The sequence below is a fragment of the Microbacterium sp. SORGH_AS_1204 genome (assembly GCF_030818935.1).
In the GTDB taxonomy this organism is placed as follows: Bacteria; Actinomycetota; Actinomycetes; order Actinomycetales; family Microbacteriaceae; genus Microbacterium.
In genome coordinates this window covers 3,017,230-3,035,982 of record NZ_JAUTBD010000001.1, presented here as the reverse complement: position 1 = coordinate 3,035,982, position 18,753 = coordinate 3,017,230, and the positions used below count along the sequence as shown (strand labels likewise).

Here is an 18,753-nt window from a genome sequence, read left to right as displayed (position 1 = left end):
CGCAGGTCCGCAAACGCGTCAAGAATTCGACTGGACACGGCGAGTCCTCCCGCGTATGCTTGGACTTTGCGCTCCTCGATTCCCCCTGCCCTCATATGGTGGTCGGCTGAGCCTGCCCGTCCCCGCTTCACCGCGGTGTGCGACGAGCGGGTTTTCGGGGCAGGAACGCACTCCACCTGACGACAAGGAATCACGAGCCCCTCGCCCGGGCTTCTGGAGGTTATTCCCTTGGCTGCTGCGAGCAACGCATCCACCACCACCACCCCGAAGAGCGGACGCGGCGCATCCCGCCTCTCGTTCGCGAAGATCTCCGACAAGCTGACCGTTCCCGATCTGCTCGCCCTGCAGACCGAGTCGTTCGACTGGCTCGTCGGCAACGAAGCCTGGAAGGCGCGCGTCGCCGAGGCCCAGGCCGAGGGGCGCACCGACGTCCCCGAGATCAGCGGTCTGGAAGAGATCTTCGAGGAGATCTCGCCGATCGAAGACCTCAGCGAGACCATGCAGCTCTCGTTCACGAACCCCTACCTCGAGCCCGAGAAGTACTCGATCGAAGAGTGCAAGGAGCGCGGCAAGACCTACGCCGCCCCGCTGTACGTCGAGGCCGAGTTCATGAACCACCAGACCGGTGAGATCAAGACGCAGACGGTCTTCATGGGCGACTTCCCGCTCCAGACCGACAAGGGCACGTTCATCATCAACGGCACCGAGCGCGTCGTCGTGTCGCAGCTCGTGCGTTCGCCCGGTGTCTACTTCGACAAGACGCCCGACAAGACCTCCGACAAAGACATCGTGTCGGCCCGCGTCATCCCCTCGCGCGGTGCATGGCTCGAGTTCGAGATCGACAAGCGCGACCAGGTCGGCGTGCGCATCGACCGCAAGCGCAAGCAGTCGGTCACCGTCTTCCTCAAGGCCCTGGGCCTGACCAGCGAAGACATCCTCGCCGAGTTCGCCGGCTTCGACTCGATCGAAGAGACGCTGTCGAAGGACACCATCCTCACGAAGGAAGACGCGCTCCGCGACATCTACCGCAAGCTCCGTCCGGGCGAGCAGGTCGCCGCCGAGGCCGCCCGCGCGCTGCTCGACAACTTCTACTTCAACGCCAAGCGCTATGACCTGGCCAAGGTGGGTCGCTACAAGATCAACCAGAAGCTCGGCCTCGACAAGCCGCTGAGCGACTCGGTGCTCACCGTCGACGACATCGTCGCGACCATCAAGTACCTCGTGCGCCTGCACCGCGGCGACGTCACTTTCGACGGCACGCGCAACGGCCAGGCCGCCGAGATCCGTCTCGACACCGACGACATCGACAACTTCGGCAACCGTCGCATCCGCGCCGTCGGCGAGCTCATCCAGAACCAGGTCCGCACCGGTCTGTCGCGCATGGAGCGCGTCGTCCGCGAGCGCATGACCACGCAGGACATCGAGGCGATCACGCCGCAGACCCTGATCAACGTGCGCCCCGTCGTCGCCGCGATCAAGGAGTTCTTCGGAACCTCGCAGCTGTCGCAGTTCATGGACCAGAACAACCCGCTCGCGGGTCTGACCCACAAGCGCCGTCTGTCGGCGCTGGGTCCCGGTGGTCTGTCGCGTGAGCGCGCCGGCGTCGAGGTCCGTGACGTCCACCCCTCGCACTACGGCCGCATGTGCCCCATCGAGACCCCTGAAGGCCCGAACATCGGTCTGATCGGCTCGCTCGCCTCGTTCGCGCGCATCAACGCGTTCGGCTTCATCGAGACGCCGTACCGCCGCGTCGTCGACGGTCGCGTGACCGACACGATCGACTACCTCACCGCCAGCGAAGAGAGCGACCACATCGTCGCCCAGGCCGGTGTCGCCCTGCAGGCCGACGGCCACTTCGTCGAGGACCGCATCCTCGCCCGCCGCGGTCAGGGTGGCGAGGTCGACCTGTTCCCCGTCGACGAGATCGGCTACATGGACGTCTCGCCGCGCCAGATGGTGTCGGTGGCGACCTCGCTCATTCCGTTCCTCGAGCACGACGACGCCAACCGCGCCCTCATGGGTGCGAACATGCAGCGTCAGGCCGTTCCGCTCGTGCGCAGCGAGTCGCCCGTCGTGGGTACCGGTATGGAGGGCTTCGCAGCCATCGACGCCGGTGACGTCGTCACCGCCGAGAAGTCCGGCGTGGTGCTCGAGGTCTCGGCCGACGTCGTGACCATCCAGCTCGACGAGGGCGGCACGCAGGACTACTTCCTGCGCAAGTTCGACCGCTCCAACCAGGGCACGTCGTACAACCAGCGCGTCGTGGTCTCCGCCGGTGAGCGCATCGAGGCCGGCGAGGTCATCGCCGACGGTCCCGCGACCGAGAACGGCGAGCTCGCCCTCGGCAAGAACCTCCTCGTGGCGTTCATGACGTGGGAGGGTCACAACTTCGAAGACGCGATCATCCTCAGCCAGGACCTCGTGAAGGACGACACGCTGTCGTCGATCCACATCGAGGAGTACGAGGTCGACGCGCGCGACACCAAGCTCGGCAAGGAGGAGATCACCCGTGACCTCCCCAACGTCAGCCCCGACCTGCTGAAAGACCTCGACGACCGCGGCATCATCCGCATCGGTGCCGAGGTGCGTCCCGGCGACATCCTCGTCGGCAAGGTCACGCCCAAGGGCGAGACCGAGCTCAGCGCCGAGGAGCGCCTGCTCCGTGCCATCTTCAACGAGAAGAGCCGCGAAGTCCGCGACACCTCGCTGAAGGTGCCCCACGGCGAGCAGGGCACGATCATCGCCGTCAAGGAGTTCAACGCCGAAGACGGCGACGACGAGCTCGGCTCGGGCGTCAACCGCCGCGTCGTGGTCTACATCGCCCAGAAGCGCAAGATCACCGAGGGCGACAAGCTCGCCGGCCGCCACGGCAACAAGGGTGTCATCGCCAAGATCCTCCCGATCGAGGACATGCCCTTCCTCGCCGACGGCACGCCGGTCGACATCATCCTCAACCCGCTCGGCATCCCCGGTCGAATGAACTTCGGTCAGGTCCTCGAGCTCCACCTCGGCTGGATCGCCCAGCAGGGCTGGAAGGTCGAAGGCACTCCGGAGTGGGCCGCGCAGCTGCCCGAGTCGGCCCGCGAGGCCGCGCCCGGCACGAAGGTCGCGACCCCCGTGTTCGACGGTGCGTTCGAGGACGAGATCGCGGGTCTGCTCGACTCGACGATCCCGAACCGCGACGGCGACCGCCTGGTCGACCGCTCGGGCAAGACGCGCCTGTTCGACGGCCGCTCCGGCGAGCCGTTCCCGGCGCCCATCTCGGTCGGCTACATGTACATCCTGAAGCTGCACCACCTGGTCGACGACAAGATCCACGCGCGTTCGACGGGTCCTTACTCGATGATCACCCAGCAGCCGCTCGGCGGTAAGGCCCAGTTCGGTGGCCAGCGCTTCGGTGAGATGGAGGTGTGGGCGCTCGAGGCCTACGGCGCCGCGTACGCGCTGCAGGAGCTGCTGACGATCAAGTCCGACGACATCCTCGGCCGCGTCAAGGTGTACGAGGCCATCGTCAAGGGCGAGAACATCCAGGAGCCCGGCATCCCCGAGTCCTTCAAGGTGCTCATGAAGGAGATGCAGTCGCTCTGCCTGAACGTCGAGGTCCTCTCGGCCGACGGCACCGCGGTCAACCTGCGCGACACGGATGACGACGCGTTCCGCGCCGCGGAAGAGCTCGGCATCAACATCTCCAGCCGCTTCGAGTCCTCGTCGATCGACGAGATCTGAGCTTCCAGCTCAGCGACCCAGCTCAGATTTCAGAGAATTCCGACACAGGAGAACCAGTGCTCGAATCAACCACTTTCGATCAGATCCGTATCGGTCTGGCCACCGCCGACGACATCCGTCGTTGGTCCTTCGGTGAGGTCAAGAAGCCCGAGACGATCAACTACCGCACGCTGAAGCCCGAGAAGGACGGTCTCTTCGGCGAGCAGATCTTCGGACCCTCCCGCGACTGGGAGTGCGCCTGCGGCAAGTACAAGCGCGTGCGCTTCAAGGGCATCGTCTGCGAGCGCTGCGGCGTCGAGGTCACCAAGAGCTCGGTCCGCCGTGAGCGCATGGGCCACATCGAGCTCGCCGCGCCCGTCACGCACATCTGGTACTTCAAGGGCGTGCCCTCGCGCCTGGGCTACCTGCTCGACATGGCGCCGAAGGACCTCGAGAAGGTCATCTACTTCGCCGCCTACATGGTGATCTCGGTCGACGAGGATGCTCGTCACCGCGACCTCGCCACGCAGGAGAACAACATCCGTCTCGAGCTGAAGACGCTCGGCGACCGCCGCGATGCCCGCATCGCCGCCCGCCTGGCCAAGCTCGAGGAGGAGCTCGCCGCCCTCGAGGCGGAGGGCGCCAAGGCCGACCAGAAGAAGAAGGTCAAGGACGCCGCCGAGAAGGACATGACGGCGGCCCGCAAGAACGCCGACGAGCAGATCGCCAAGCTCGAGCGCGTGTGGGAGGACTTCCGCACGCTCGAGGTCGGCGCCCTCAAGCCCGAGGACGACGTCTTCCACGAGCTGCAGGACCGCTTCGGTCAGTACTTCGAGGCCCACATGGGTGCGGAGTCGATCAAGCGTCGCCTCGAGACCTTCGACCTGCAGGCCGAGGCCGACAGCCTCCACCTGCAGATCTCGGAGGGCAAGGGTCAGCGCAAGATCCGCGCGATCAAGCGCCTCAAGGTCGTCAACTCGTTCCTGCAGACCGGCATGTCGCCGGCCTCGATGGTGCTCGACGTCGTTCCGGTGATCCCGCCGGAGCTGCGCCCGATGGTCCAGCTCGACGGTGGCCGCTTCGCGACCTCCGACCTGAACGACCTCTACCGTCGCGTGATCAACCGCAACAACCGCCTCCGTCGCCTGATCGACCTCGGTGCCCCCGAGATCATCGTGAACAACGAGAAGCGCATGCTGCAGGAGGCCGTCGACGCCCTGTTCGACAACGGCCGCCGCGGTCGCCCCGTCACCGGTACCGGCAACCGCGCCCTGAAGTCCCTGAGCGACATGCTCAAGGGAAAGCAGGGTCGTTTCCGCCAGAACCTGCTCGGAAAGCGCGTCGACTACTCGGGTCGTTCGGTCATCATCGTCGGACCCCAGCTGAAGCTGCACCAGTGCGGTCTGCCCAAGCAGATGGCCCTCGAGCTCTTCAAGCCGTTCGTGATCAAGCGCCTGATCGACCTCGGCCACTCGCAGAACATCAAGGCCGCCAAGCGCGCCGTCGAGCGCTACCGTCCCGAGGTCTGGGACGTGCTGGAAGAGATCATCCGCGAGCGCCCCGTGCTGCTGAACCGTGCACCCACCCTGCACCGTCTCGGCATCCAGGCGTTCGAGCCCCAGCTCGTCGAGGGCAAGGCGATCCAGCTGCACCCGCTCGTGTGCGCGGCGTTCAACGCCGACTTCGACGGTGACCAGATGGCCGTGCACCTGCCGCTGTCGGTCGAGGCCCAGGCCGAGGCCCGCGTGCTCATGCTCGCCTCGAACAACATCCTGAAGCCCTCGGACGGCCGCCCGGTGACCCTGCCCTCGCAGGACATGATCATCGGCCTGCACCACCTCACCACCCTCAAGGAGGGTGCCGTGGGCGAGGGCCGTGCGTTCGGTTCGGTGGGCGAGGCGATCCTGGCCAAGGACGAGGGCACCCTCGACCTGCAGGCCAAGGCGCGCATCCGCATCCCCGGTCTGTCGTTCCTCGAGGGCCAGGCGCCCGAGGGCTACGAAAAGCACGGTCTCGTCGACGCCTCGCTCGGCCAGGCGATCTTCAACGACACGCTCCCCAAGGGCTACCCGTTCGTGCGCGAGCAGGCCGACAAGGGCAAGCTGTCGCAGATCGTCAACAAGCTGGCCGAGGAGTACCCCAAGGTCGAGGTCGCGGCATCGCTCGACCGCATCAAGGACGCCGGCTTCTACTGGGCCACCCGTTCGGGTGTGACCGTGGCGCTCAGCGACATCCTCACGCCCCCCAACAAGGGCGAGATCGTCGCCGGCTACGAGAAGCAGGCCGCGAAGGTCCAGGGCCAGTACGAGAAGGGTCTCACCACCGACGCCGAGCGCCGTCAGGAGCTCATCAAGATCTGGACCGAGGCCACCGACGAGGTCCAGAAGGCGATGCGGGACAACTTCCCCGCCGACAACACCATCAACCGCATGGTGTCGTCGGGCGCCCGTGGTAACTGGCTGCAGATCCGCAACATCGCGGGTATGCGAGGCCTGGTGAACAACCCCAAGGGTGAGATCATCCCGCGTCCGATCATCTCGTCGTACCGTGAGGGTCTCTCGGTCGCCGAGTACTTCATCGCCACGCACGGTGCCCGTAAGGGTCTGGCCGACACGGCCCTCCGTACGGCCGACTCGGGGTACCTGACCCGTCGTCTCGTCGACGTCTCGCAGGATGTCATCATCCGCGAGGAGGACTGCGGCACGTCGAAGGGCCTCGAGCTCCCGATCGCCGCTGCCGACTCGACCGGTTCGCTGGTCAAGGACGCCAACGTCGAGAACTCGGTGTTCGCCCGCACGCTCGCCACGGCGGTCGTCGACGCGCAGGGCACCGTGCTGGCCGAGGCCGGCGACGACGTGGGCGACGTGCTCATCGACAAGCTGGTCGCCGGTGGCGTCGAGACGATCAAGGTCCGCTCGGTGCTGACCTGCGACTCGGCCGTCGGTGTCTGCGCGAAGTGCTACGGCCGTTCGCTGGCCACCGGCAAGATCGTCGACATCGGCGAGGCCGTCGGCATCATCGCGGCCCAGTCGATCGGTGAGCCCGGTACCCAGCTGACGATGCGTACCTTCCACACCGGTGGTTCCGCCTCGGCAGACGACATCACGCAGGGTCTGCCCCGCGTGCAGGAGCTCTTCGAGGCCCGTACCCCCAAGGGTGCGTCGCCGATCGCCGAGGCCGACGGCCGCATCACGATCGACGAGACCGACAAGGCCAAGAAGGTCATCCTCACGCCCGACAACGGCGATGAGCCGGTCGTCTACCCCGTGCTGAAGCGTGCGACGCTCCTCGTCGAGGACGGCCAGCACGTCAAGGTCGGCGAGCCCCTCCAGGTCGGAACGCTCGACCCCAAGGAGGTCATGCGCGTGCAGGGTGCCCGCGAGGTGCAGAAGTACCTCGTCAACGGCGTCCAGGGCGTGTACCGCTCGCAGGGTGTGCCGATCCACGACAAGCACATCGAGGTCATCGTCCGACAGATGCTCCGCAAGGTCACCGTCGTCGACCACGGCGACACCGACCTGCTGCCCGGTGAGCTGGTGGACTTCAAGCGCTACCAGACCATCAACCGCGAGGCGGTCGGCGAGGGCAAGCGCCCGGCGTCGGGTCGTCCCGAGCTGATGGGTATCACCAAGGCGTCGCTCGCGACCGAGTCGTGGCTGTCGGCCGCGTCGTTCCAGGAGACCACCCGCGTCCTGACGCAGGCGGCCATGGAGGGCAAGAGCGACCCGCTCGTCGGCCTCAAGGAGAACGTCATCATCGGAAAGCTCATCCCCGCCGGAACCGGACTTGCGAAGTACCGCAACGTCACGGTCGAGGCGACGGAGGAGGCGAAGAGCGAGCGGTACCCCAACCGCATCTTCGCGTCCGACGGTGCGTACTCCGACGCCGACCTGAGCTACGTCGACTTCGACAGCTTCTCGACGGACGACTTCACGCCCGGTACGTACAACTGAGCAAAGGGTGGGGCCGGCGTGCCGGCCCCACCCGATCGACGGATGCCATGCCTCGGCGCGGCATCCTGATCCCCGAAGGCCCCCGGCGTATGCCGGGGGCCTTCGTCGTGTCCGGCGTGTATCCCGTTCGTGACGCGTACGCCACGCGGCGTGTCGGGTGCCGTCGAGGCCGGGGGAGTGCGCCTACCGTTGTCGCGGAGGAATGCATGGCCCGGATCGGTGGACGCAGCCTGTGGCTGGCATGGCCGGCGGGGCTGTTCTGCCTCGCCGCGGTGGCCGGGCTGGCGGTGCTCGCGGCTCCCGGCGTGCCGGGAGCCGTCTCCTTCGTCGGCGACACCCTCCGGGCGGCGTCCGGCCGACCCGCCACGGTGGAGGCCGAACCGGCGGAGCCGGCCACCGACTGTCGTCACCTGTACTCGCAGCCGATGTGGTCGTCGCTCGTCTGGTCGCCGGAGGCGCTGCTCTCGCAGCGGCGGACCGCCCCTCTCTCGACGCCCGAGGCGGTCGCCGCGGCGACGCCGACGACGATCGTCACCTGTCACTGGCGCGGGGTCGGCGGCCGCTTCCTCGAGACGACCGTCTCGATCGTCACCCCGGAGGGTTCTGCCGCCGCCGCCGCGACCCTCTCCTCGCAGGGGTTCGCCTGCGAGACGGCACCGGATGCGACGCAGACGGCCGTGACGCACTGCGAGCGGGTCTCGGGCGAGGTGGACGAAGTGCACGACCTGCGCGGCGATCGATGGGTGTCATCGACCCTCAGCGGCTGGTCACCGGCCGATTACGCCGCGGTCGTGGCATCCCGTGCCTTCTTCGGCGGATGACGCCGCACGGGATCACCCGAAGATCGAAGTGATGATGCTCGCGGTGTACCCGGTGGGGGCGAGGTTGGAGTACTGGGTGTCGATCAGCACGTCGTCGCGCCAGTAGAGCGTGCGACCGTCGTTGACCGGGTAGGTCTCGTTGATCCACGTCTTCTCGCAGCGCGTGCCCGCGTCGGGGGTGTAGCAGCTGAAGCCCTGCGTCGCCACGAGCTCGTTGAGCATGTCGAGGGCGGGCCCGCGGTCCATGCGCGAGACGGTGGTGGTGAGCCCGGTCGTGTCGGCGGCGGGGTCGCGCCACACGCAGATGAGCGAGCCGTCGGGCTGCACGCCCGTGGCGACACCCAGCGAGGGGTCGTTCAGCGGTACGGCGCCCAGCTGCGAGAGGACGTCGGCCGACAGCATCGCTTTGCAGTCGGCGGGCAGACGCACCGCGGTGGGGGCGCGCGAGAAGGTGGGGATGTTCGACGGGGTCGGAGACGTCGACACCGGTGCCGGCGCGTCGGGAGCCGCCTCCTCCGCGGCGGGTGCGCACGCGGTCAGGGCGAGCAGGGCGGCGCTGACGAGGGCCGCCGAGGCGGCCGGGCGGAGCGGGCGACGGGACATGGGAACACCCTAAGCGGAGGTTCCGACACGGTCGAGACGCACTTCCGTCGGCACGCCTGCGCGTCTCGTCGCCACCGGCGGGTTAGCCTTGCGCGGCAATCACCGCGTGAGGAGACCCCATGAGCGACAACACGTCGGGCGGCGACCGCGTCGCTACGCCGAAGGACTCGTACGGCGACCCCGTCGCCGAACCGTCCGACAACGCGCACGACGTCGTCGGACGAGCCCACGAGGGACTCGCCGACGCCGAGGCCGCGCGCCGCGATGCCGTCGACCCCCGAGCCGCCGAGGCCGCGTGGGACGAACGCGAGCAGCACGAGCACCGCGACGCCGCGTCCGTCGCCGACCGCCGGGAGCACCCGGCGCCCGTCGTGCACGACGCGTCGCCCATCGAGCCGCAGACCGCGCCTGCCGGCGCACCCACCTCGTCCGTCGACCTCGACGACGAGGACGCCCGCTGGGCCGCCTACGCCGCCTCCGCCGAGCCGGAGCAGCAGACGACCGCGTACCCGCGCCACGACGACGACACCCGCACCAGTGCGTCGCCCGCCGCCGAGACCGCCGTCGTCGCGGGATCCGGCGCCGCTGTCGCCGGTGCCGGTGCCGGTGCCGGTGCTGGTGCTGGTGCCTCCTCCGAGGAGCCGACGCGCGCCTACGGGGGACCGCAACCCATCTTCGTGCAGGCGCCCGAGGCGCCCCGCCCCCGCGGCAACCGCGGCGCCGCCGGCGCCATCGGCCTGCTCGCGGCCCTCTCCTTCGCCGTGCTGTACCTGGCCGCGACGCTGGGCCTGCGCCTGCTGACCGACGGCCTGCAGATCGCCGAACTGGGTACCGCCGCGCTGTCCGCCCTGACCACATGGGAGCTGTGGGTACCGACCGCCGCCTTCTACGTCGGCTTCTGGTTCCTGGGCGCGCTCATCAACCGCGGCCGCTGGGGGCACTGGGTGATCTGGGGCCTCGTCGTCGGCGTGGTGGCCTGGGCCGGGTACCTGCTCGGTGTGCTCCTGGCCGCCCCGTTCTGGATGATCACCGCGCGCCAGTCGGTCGAGCTGCTGCAGGACAACGCACTGGCACCTCTCGCGATCGTCGCCTTCGTGCTCGGCCGTGAGCTGACGATCTGGTTCGGTGCCTGGGTGGCGGCTCGCGGCCGTCGCGTGACCGAGCTCAACGCCGAGGCCCAGCGCGAATACGAGCGCACGCTCGAGGCGGGTCCTCAGCTCTCGCAGCGCTGAGACACCGGGCCATGACGAACGAGCCGCGACCGGCGGGGGTGACCCCGCCGGTCGCGGCCGTTTTCGCCTCCGTCATCTTCGTCGCCCTCTCGATCGCCGCCCTCGGGGTGGTGAGCCTGGTGCTCGACGCCGACGTCATCCCGGTGCGTGGCCTCGGGGTGGTGCCGGGGGTGATCGGACAGCTGGCGGCACTCGCCTCCTTCGCGGGGATCCTGCTCTGGGGTCTGCGGGCCGTGCCGCCGAGTTACCTCACCGCGGTCCCGTGCGCGATCGCGGCGTACGTGGGTGAGATCGTCGGGGTCGTGGTCGGCGCGCTCGTCAGCGGTTCCGACCCGGCGCGCGGGCTCGCGGCCGCCGGCAGTGTCGCGCTGGGCTTCGCCGGCCCCGTCGTGGCGGCGGTGGGGCTGGTCGCCGGGCTCTTCGGCATCCTTCTCGTCCGTTCCCGCACGAGCGGCCCGCGGTGGGGGTGGGAGGACGACGACGAGGGGGACCGCGCAGCCTGACGCGCGGGAGTCGTGGCATCCGCTCTTTCCCGGGCGTGTCGGGCTAGCGTAGAGCCGTGGAGCGGTCGCTCGAAAGCCAGGTGGGTCAGGCGGTGGACGCCTGGCTGCGTTGGCTGCCCCGGTGGGAACCGGCGAACCACCGTGGCCGTGTCGCCCCGTGCCGGCGCTGCTTCGGCTCTCCCGTGCTCTCGGCCGCCGGACTGGGAGCCGACGTCCCCCACGGCGTGCAGCACGGACTGTCCACGCGCGTGAAGGGCATCGTCGACCACGCCGTCGCCGAGTACACCGCCCGCAACCTCCCGATGCTGCAGGCCGAGCTCGACCAGCAGGCCGAGCGCAACCGGCGTCGTTCCTATCGCCCGGCCGAGGGCCTCGAGCCCGAGTTCGAGGGAATGCCGCTGGATCCCGATCCGGAGCCCGGTTCGCCGTTCCTGTTCACCCTGTCGGGCCTGGCCGCAGAAGAGGATGCAGCGATCCCGGCCCTGCCCCCGCTGTCGGATGCCGCGAAGGCGGCGCTGCGCCAGGAGGTGGGTCTGGCCGACGACTACGCGAACATGATCGGCCGCGAGGTGTGCTCGATCCTGCTCCACCACCGGCTGCGCATCCAGGCGGCCGTCGCGGAGTACGTCGAACCGCAGATCGCCGCGCTCCTCGACGACCTCACACGCTCCTTGGACGCGCCCTTCGATCCGCGGGAGTCCGAGCCGCCGGCATCCTGAGCCGCCTGTGCACGAACGGCCGGTGCGATCAGTCGACTTTGTTAGCATCGTCGGGTCGTTCGCCGGGGTCGCGGACGGATCTTTCGGAGGGAGCTCGATGCCGCAGCGGCTTCCCTCGTCGCCGCCCATCCTGCCCGGGCTCGCGTACATCCGTCCCCTGGGCTCGGGCGGCTTCGCCGATGTCTTCCTCTACGGGCAAGACATGCCGCGGCGCGACGTGGCCGTGAAAGTTCTGCCGAGCGACGTGCGCGATGCCGATCTGCTGCGCATGTTCAACGCCGAGGCCGACGTCCTGGCCCATCTGTCGGCGCATCCCTCCATCGTCACGGTGTACCAGGCCGGGATCTCCGCCGACGGCCGGCCCTACATCGTCATGGAATACTGCCCGGGCTCGCTCGCCCAGCGCTTCCGCGTGGAGCGGATGCCGCTCGCCGAAGTGCTCTCGATCGGGGTGCGCATGTCGGGTGCTCTCGAGTCGGCGCATCACGCCGGCCTCATCCACCGCGACGTCAAGCCCAGCAACATCCTCGTCACGACCTTCGGTGCGCCCGTGCTCGCCGACTTCGGCATCTCGTCGTCGCTCGTGCGGCAGGGCGCCGACGAGATGATGGCGATGTCGGTGCCCTGGAGCGCACCCGAGGTCGTCGCCGAGCAGACCGCCGGCACCGTCGCGAGCGAGGTCTGGAGCCTCGGGGCGACGGTGTACTCGTTGCTCGCCGGGCACAGTCCCTTCGAACGTCGCGAGAAGGGCCAGAACTCCCGCGAGCAGCTGAGCCGGCGCATCGCCCGGGCCTCCTACACCGACATCCCCCGGGCCGACGTGCCCGCCGACCTGCAGCGCGTGCTCGCGCGGGCCATGTCGCGCAACCCCGCCGATCGGTATCCCCACGCCCGCGAGTTCGGCGAGGCGCTGCAGACGGTGCAGGCCGAGATGGGTCTCCCCGCGACGCCGCTCGAGGTGCCCGCAGCCGAGTGGGCTCCCGCCGCACGTGCCGTCGACTTCGCCGACGGCACGCTGCGCGGCCCCGCCCGCTCGCACATCGAGCGCGAGGGCGCCCGCAAGCATCGCGCGCCGGCGGGCGTCGCCGGCTACGCCCGCGACGAAGACACCGACATCGCCTCTCCCGCGTCGCGGCGGCTCCACCCGCTGCCGTGGGTGCTCGCCGGGGCGACGACCGTGACGGCGGGGGCCGTGGTGGTGGCCGCGCTGTATGCGACGGGTGTGCTCCGATGAAGCGTACGACGCTCGCCGGTCTCACCGCCGCGGTGGTCTCGGCCGCCCTGGTCGTGACGGCGAGCATCGTGTGGCCGGGTCTCGACGCGCAAGAGACGCCCGAGGTCGACACCTCCGTCTGGGCCCTGCAGACGGGCGACGGCCAGCGGTACGCCCGCGTCAACACCGCCGTCGGCGAACTCGACACCGTCCGTGCGGCGGGCAACCCCAGCCAGGTGGCGCAGGCCGGTGACGGCGCCTACCTCTTCACCGACAGCTTCAGCAAGCTCACGCGGATCGACGAGGCGCGCCCCGTCGACCTGCAGGAGGAGCAACTCCAGACCGCCCCCGCCACACCCGCGGGGACCACCTCGGTCGTCACCGCGGGCGACTACGTCGTCTACCGGACGGATGCCGGGACGCTTTTCGCCGGACGCCTGAGTCGCGCCGGACAGGCCGGTGTCGAACTCGATCCCTTCGGCGCGGCCGAAGACGACGACGCGGCGGCGTATACGGCGGATGCCGTGGCGCTCGACGACAGGGGCATGCTGTTCGCCTACTCCTCCGCGGACGGGTCGGTCATCCGGTACGACGTCGAATCCGACGAGCTCCGCGGGTGCGACGCCCTCGATGCCGACATCGCCGCCCCCGTTCTCTCGGCCGCCGGCGACGAGTGGGTTCTCCTCGACTCCGATTCCGGCCGCGTCTGGGTGCGCGGCGATGACCCCGTCGACATCGACACGGGCGATCAGGTCGTCGTGGGCGACGCCGATCCCGATGCCCGCGCCGTGTACGTCGCCGATGATCAGTCCCTGTGGACGATCCCCATCGACGGTTCCGAGCCCCGGCGCGAGATGGGCGGCGGGGGCAACGTGCTGGGTCAGCCCGCCCGACCCGTATGGCATCAGGGCATCGCGTACGCCGCGTGGCTGCTCCCGGGCGACTCCCGTGGAACACTGTGGCGGTCGGACCAGGGCGAGACCGGGCTAGACTACGGTGGCGCGACCATGCCCGACCAACGTCGTCCGGTGTTCGTCGCGACCGACCACGCGATCATCTTGAACGAGACGCGGACGGGCTGGGTGTGGACAGTGCCCGACGGTGCGCTCGTCGCCTCCAGCCAGAACTGGTCGCTGGACGACCGCACCGAACAGACGACCGTGCAAAGCGATGAGCAGCTCAGCGTCGTGCTCGATCCGAAGCCCCCGATCGCCGAGCCCGATGCGTTCGGCGTCCGCCCGGGCCGCCTCGTCGCGCTGCCCGTGCTGCTCAACGACCACGACCCCAACGAAGACGTGCTGAGCATCGTCGGCGAGAGTGTGACGGGACTCGACCCCGGCTTCGGAACGCTCACCCTCACCGACTCCGGCCAGCGGCTCGCGGTCCGGGTTGCGCCGAACGCCACAGGTAGCGCGACGTTCTCGTACGCCGTGACGGACGGCACGACCGCCGACGGGCTGACCTCCGCGCCCACCACCGTCACGCTCACGGTCTCACCCGCCGACGCCAACGCCGCGCCGGTGTGGTGCGGAGTCGACACGTGCCTGCAGCCGTGGCCCACGCCGGAGGTCGCACGCGGGGGCACCGTGACGGTGCCGGTGCTGCCCGGGTGGGTCGACCCCGACGGTGACCCCCTGCTGTTGCTCTCCGTCGAGAACCCGGGCGGTGTCGGGACAGTGGCCGCCACACCCGGCGGAGACGTCGTCTACCAGCACGCCGACGACGGATCCGGGGGAGAGCAGAGCATCGAGCTCGACGTCACGGTCGCCGACACGCGAGGTGCGACGACCACGAAAGCGCTCGTCGTTCGCGTCGCTCCCGACCCCGGCCTCGCCGCGCAGTCGTTCGCCGTCGTCGACACGGTCGGCTCGTCGGTGTCGGTCGACGTCGGACCCCACGTGACCGGCACCGCCGGCGACATCTCGCTCACCTCGGTGCGCGTCCTCGACGGTGCGACCGCGACCGCGACGGTCGTCGGCGGCAGCACGACCTTCGAGCTCACGGCCTCGCAGCCGGGCGTCTACCGCGTCGACTTCACCGTCGACGGCGGAGGCCGCGACGCGAACGCGACGGCGCGGATCACCCTGCTCCCGGCGGACGCCCCGGCGCAGCTGTCGACCTCCCCGGTCGTGGCGTTCGTGCGACCGCAGGAGGACGCGACGCTCGACGTCTTCCGCGCGGTGTCCAATCCCACGGGTCGGGTGCTGCTGCTGAGCGATGTCACCCCCCAGGCCGAGGACGGCGCCTCGCTCACCGTCGACACCGTGGGGCAGAACGATCTCCGGGTGTCGGGCAGTACGTCCGACGGCGCGGCGGGCCTGCTCGGCACCGTGTCCTACGCGGTGAGCGACGGAACCGATGACGAGGGCTCGCGCGTCACGGGGGAGGCCACGGTATACCTCCTCCCGCCGGCCCCCGAGATCGCCCCCATCGCCGTCGACGACACCGTGACGGCGCGTGCGGGGGCGCAGATCGACATCCCCGTCCTCGACAACGACGTCTCACCCGCGGGTGGGCGTCCCACGCTCGATCCGTCCAGCATCCAGGCCACGCCCGCAGCGGACGGCCTCGCCTTCGCATCCGCAGGCGTGCTTCGCTATCTCGCCCCGACGACGCCCGGATCGTACGAGGTGTCCTACCGCGTGTCGAGCACCGGAACGCCGTCCCTGTGGGACGAGGCGACGGTGCGCATCACGGTGCTCGGCGCCGAGGCCAACCGCGCGCCGATCCCCGCCACCCTCGAGGGGCGGGTCCTGAGCGGCGGGACGACGTCGATCGACTTCGACGCGTTCGGAATCGATCCCGACGGCGACTCCGTGGTCCTCGACCGCATCGTCGCGCAGCCCGACCGCGGCACGGCATCCGTCTCGCCCGACGGGTCGTCGATCCTGTACTTCTCCATTCCGGGCGACCGCGGTCAGGTGTCGTTCCGCTACCGTGTCTCCGACTCCGCCGGTGCGACGGGCGAGGGCACGGTGCGCATCGGGGTCCTGGATGCCGAGGCCAACCCGAGTCCGATCACCTTCACCGACTACGTGCAGGTGCAGGCGGGGGCGGACCGGACCATCCGCGTCAGCCCCCTCGCCAACGACATCGACCCGACGCAGGGCCGACTCTCGCTCACCGGTGTGCGCCCCGATCTGCCCGAGACCCTCGTCGACGGCAGTGACAATCCCGAGTACGCGCGTCTCGAGGGGTTCATCGAGACGGTGTCGGACACGGCCGTCGTCCTCCGCGCCGGAGATCGACCGGCGACCCTGTCGTTCCTGTACGACGTCTCGTCCGACTCCGGCAACACCGGGCGGGGGCTGATCGTCGTCAAGGTCGTCCGCGAGAGCGTCGCCGACTATCCGGTCGTCGCCGATACGGTGCTGACCGTCGAGAACCGCGACGACTTCGCCGCGGGCGTCGACGTCATCGCCGGCAAGGCCAGTTGGTCGGGCGGAGACGTGAGCGCGCTCGGCGTGGCGCTGTGGGGCGATCCCGCCGACGTCCGGATCGAGGGGCGGCGCATCTCGGGTGAGCTGCCGACGACACGGCGGGTGATCCCCTTCGCCGTCACCGGGCGTGCCGGTGACGCCGACGTCACGACCTACGCGTTCCTCCGGGTGCCCGGTGACGACGACCTCAGCCTGTCCCTGCGTCCGAACGCCGCCCAGCGAGTCGACGAGCTCGCCGCCGTCTCGTTCGACATGGCATCCCTCGTCGCCGTGCCCCGTCGCGCCACGCTCGAGGTGGGCACGGAGGCGACCACCACGGGCGTTCGCGCCGAGGGTCGGTGCTCGGTCGCCGGCTCCGTGGTCACGTACGACGCCGGGGAAGGGTCTCCGTGGACCGACGCCTGCCGCGTCCCCGTCCGGGTGGCGGGCAGCGAGGAGTGGACGGTGCTGTCGGTGCCCGTGGGCGTAGTGGCACGCGATCCGCAACCCGAGCTGCGCCCGGGCGCGCTCACGGTGGGGCCGGGAGAGACGGCCACCTTCGACCTGCGCAACATGACCTCGTGGCAGCTCGGACGCGAAGACGGGGCGGGGGTCCGTTACGCCCTGGAGTACTCCGGATCCGCGTTCGCGGTGTCGCTCGACGGCTCGATTGTGACGGTGACCGGAAACGACCGCGCCCTCCCCGGCGCCGAGAACGCCGCCGTCATCTCGATCACCAGCCACGCCGCGGTCGCCCCCGCCCGTCTCGTCCTGCGCGTCGGTGCCGCGCCGTCGACGCTTCCGCAGGGAGGAACGACGTCGTCGCAGTGCTCGCAAGCGTCGGGTTCGGGCTGCACGATCGACGTGGTCGGTGCCCCGGGCGAGGTCAACCCCCTGCCCCGGACCCCGCTCGAGGTCGTCGCCGTGAGCCCGACGGCCGCGTGCACGGGCGTGAGCTTCGCCGTCGCCTCGTCGACGAGCGTTTCGGCCTCGTGGGCGGCGGACGCCCCCGGCGCGACCTGCAGCGCGAGCGTCACGCTGCGCGACGCGCAGGGCCGTACGACGGCGGCCGGCCGAGACGCCCGTGTCGTCCTCGACCTGCTCGGCTACCCGCGGGGCCCCGCGAGTGTGCGCCAGACGGCGTTCGCCGACGGGTCGCTGACCCTGCGGGTCGATCCGGGTGAGGCGGGCCGCGCCTACCCCGGTCTCTCCGGTTTCACCGTGCGCACGGGTGGACAGATCGTCGGACAGTGCGGGGCCGACGGATCGTGCCCGCCGATCTCGGCCCCCAACGGTGAACAGCGCGAATACGTCGTCACGGCCGTCAACGCCGTGGGGGAGTCGCGCGGTTCCGTTCGCACCACCGGCTGGGCCTATCGCGCGCCCGCCCCGCCGCGTGAGCTCGCCTTCACCCCGGTTCGCACCGACGGCGCCGGCGGCGTCGCCGATCTGGTCATCAGCGGCGTCGACGGGGCCGAGACGGGCAGCCTCGAGATCTCCAGTCCCGTGGGCGACACCGTCCGCGTCGACGTCGGCCGCAACCAAGACGTGGTGCAGGTGCGCCGCTTCGTCGTCGGCTCGAACGACGCCACCGCCGTCACCGTCCGCCCCTTCTCGCGTTTCACCCTGCCTCCGGGGCTCGGCGGAGCCTCGAACGGCAGCGAGCTCGTGGGCACCGCGCACGGCGTGGGCATCGCGCAGAACCTCGCCCTGAACCTCACCTCGCGCTCGACGGGCAACCAGCAGTCCACCGTCGTCGCCGTGGGGTCGGCCCAACCGAACGGCGCCGACGTGGAGCTGGCGTACGACATCGCCGAGGGGCGATCCCGGTGCCAGCCGGGGTCGGGATCGGCCCGCGAGGAGTTCCCGGGCCGCAACGACGGCGAGAGCTACGACTACACCCTCTGCGTCGAGACGTTCTTCCGCGGGGAGTCCTACGGCGTCGTGTCGGTGAAGCAGAGCCTGAACGTGGCGCAGGACGCCGCCGCCCCCACGGGCTACACCTTCCGCGTCGATCCGCAGGCGGAGGTGAAGGGCGACGCCGCCCGGTGGTACATCGACCGCAAGATCGAAGCCGGCAGCACACCGCCGCGCAACAACGAGGTGAAGTACGAGAACTGGAACGACGGATCCACCGTGTTCGACCGCGATCCGAACATCCTCGTGTACTTCGAGCACAAGGTCTGGAAGACGCAGTCCCAACGCGGCAGAGTCGAACCGGCCGCGGGAAGCGCCCCGTACCAGGTCCAGGCGAGCTGGAAGGTCGCGAGCTGCGAGGCCGGCGGTGCGCTCCGCGCCGAAGGTGCCTCGTCGAGCGGCCGGGCCACCTTCGCCTTCTCGTACGACGACGCCGTCTACCGCGACAAGAGCGGTGCCGTTCTCCCCAAGACGGAAGGCAACCCGACCCTCGTCCCCGCCGGGGCCACCACCGTCGAGAACGTCGGTGTCAGCGTCGACTGGTCCACAACCGGGTGGAACCTCGACACAGCCACCGCGAAGCTCTCCGGCCCGTGCAAGCCCGGCGCCTGACGCCCCCCGACCCCGCCGATCCGGCATCCGTTCGATCACGCCCGAAGGAACACGAC

At 69.9% G+C, this 18,753-nt stretch carries 9 protein-coding genes; 8 read left to right on the top strand and 1 reads right to left on the bottom strand.

The genetic code is table 11. The features are described 5' to 3' along the window. Nucleotides 1–228: 228 nt before the first annotated feature. The 3 genes from rpoB to QE410_RS13980 all read left to right on the top strand — a co-directional run bounded on the left by rpoB (nt 229) and on the right by QE410_RS13980 (nt 8,479). The gene (gene rpoB, locus QE410_RS13990; RefSeq protein WP_307333139.1) at nt 229–3,726 is read left to right on the top strand and encodes a DNA-directed RNA polymerase subunit beta; all 3,498 of its coding nucleotides are present in this window, start codon (nt 229–231) and stop codon (nt 3,724–3,726) included. A 56-nt stretch (nt 3,727–3,782) separates the two neighbouring features. After that, nucleotides 3,783–7,658, top strand: a complete 3,876-nt coding sequence (gene rpoC / locus QE410_RS13985; protein ID WP_307333137.1) for a DNA-directed RNA polymerase subunit beta' — start codon at nt 3,783–3,785, stop codon at nt 7,656–7,658. A 206-nt stretch (nt 7,659–7,864) separates the two neighbouring features. Continuing rightward, nucleotides 7,865–8,479 (top strand): hypothetical protein, encoded by a 615-nt coding sequence (locus QE410_RS13980; RefSeq protein WP_307333135.1) that lies wholly within the window; start codon nt 7,865–7,867, stop codon nt 8,477–8,479. A gap of 12 nt (nt 8,480–8,491) precedes the next feature. Here QE410_RS13980 and QE410_RS13975 read toward each other — a convergent pair whose 3' ends face one another. Then, entirely contained in the window at nt 8,492–9,082 is a 591-nt protein-coding gene (locus QE410_RS13975; RefSeq protein WP_307333133.1) for a hypothetical protein, read from the bottom strand. A 119-nt stretch (nt 9,083–9,201) separates the two neighbouring features. Here QE410_RS13975 and QE410_RS13970 point away from each other — a divergent pair, with 119 nt between their 5' ends. From QE410_RS13970 to QE410_RS13950, 5 genes are all read left to right on the top strand, one after another. After that, nucleotides 9,202–10,314, top strand: a complete 1,113-nt coding sequence (locus QE410_RS13970) for an ABC transporter (RefSeq protein ID WP_307333131.1) — start codon at nt 9,202–9,204, stop codon at nt 10,312–10,314. An 11-nt stretch (nt 10,315–10,325) separates the two neighbouring features. Then, nucleotides 10,326–10,817: a hypothetical protein gene (locus tag QE410_RS13965; RefSeq protein WP_307333129.1), complete on the top strand. Its 492-nt coding sequence runs from the start codon at nt 10,326–10,328 to the stop codon at nt 10,815–10,817. A gap of 56 nt (nt 10,818–10,873) precedes the next feature. Beyond that, nucleotides 10,874–11,536 (top strand): spermidine/putrescine ABC transporter substrate-binding protein, encoded by a 663-nt coding sequence (locus QE410_RS13960; protein WP_307333127.1) that lies wholly within the window; start codon nt 10,874–10,876, stop codon nt 11,534–11,536. Nucleotides 11,537–11,633: 97 nt separating this feature from the next. Further along, on the top strand, nt 11,634–12,770 hold the full coding sequence (locus QE410_RS13955; RefSeq protein WP_307333125.1) for a serine/threonine-protein kinase: 1,137 nt from the start codon (nt 11,634–11,636) through the stop codon (nt 12,768–12,770). Further along, nucleotides 12,767–18,697 carry an Ig-like domain-containing protein gene (locus QE410_RS13950; RefSeq protein WP_307333124.1) on the top strand — a complete coding sequence of 1,977 codons (5,931 nt, stop codon included), beginning with the start codon at nt 12,767–12,769 and terminating at the stop codon, nt 18,695–18,697. The genes QE410_RS13955 and QE410_RS13950 overlap by 4 nt, the downstream gene beginning before the upstream one ends. Nucleotides 18,698–18,753 lie beyond the last annotated feature (56 nt).

Coding starts and splice junctions, on each gene's coding strand:
- QE410_RS13950 (WP_307333124.1), top strand. CDS start 12,767: ATGAAGCGTACGACGCTCGCCGGTCTCACCGCCGCGGTGGTCTCGGCC.
- QE410_RS13980 (WP_307333135.1), top strand. CDS start 7,865: ATGGCCCGGATCGGTGGACGCAGCCTGTGGCTGGCATGGCCGGCGGGG.
- QE410_RS13955 (WP_307333125.1), top strand. CDS start 11,634: ATGCCGCAGCGGCTTCCCTCGTCGCCGCCCATCCTGCCCGGGCTCGCG.
- QE410_RS13970 (WP_307333131.1), top strand. CDS start 9,202: ATGAGCGACAACACGTCGGGCGGCGACCGCGTCGCTACGCCGAAGGAC.
- QE410_RS13975 (WP_307333133.1), bottom strand. CDS start 9,082: ATGTCCCGTCGCCCGCTCCGCCCGGCCGCCTCGGCGGCCCTCGTCAGC.
- QE410_RS13965 (WP_307333129.1), top strand. CDS start 10,326: ATGACGAACGAGCCGCGACCGGCGGGGGTGACCCCGCCGGTCGCGGCC.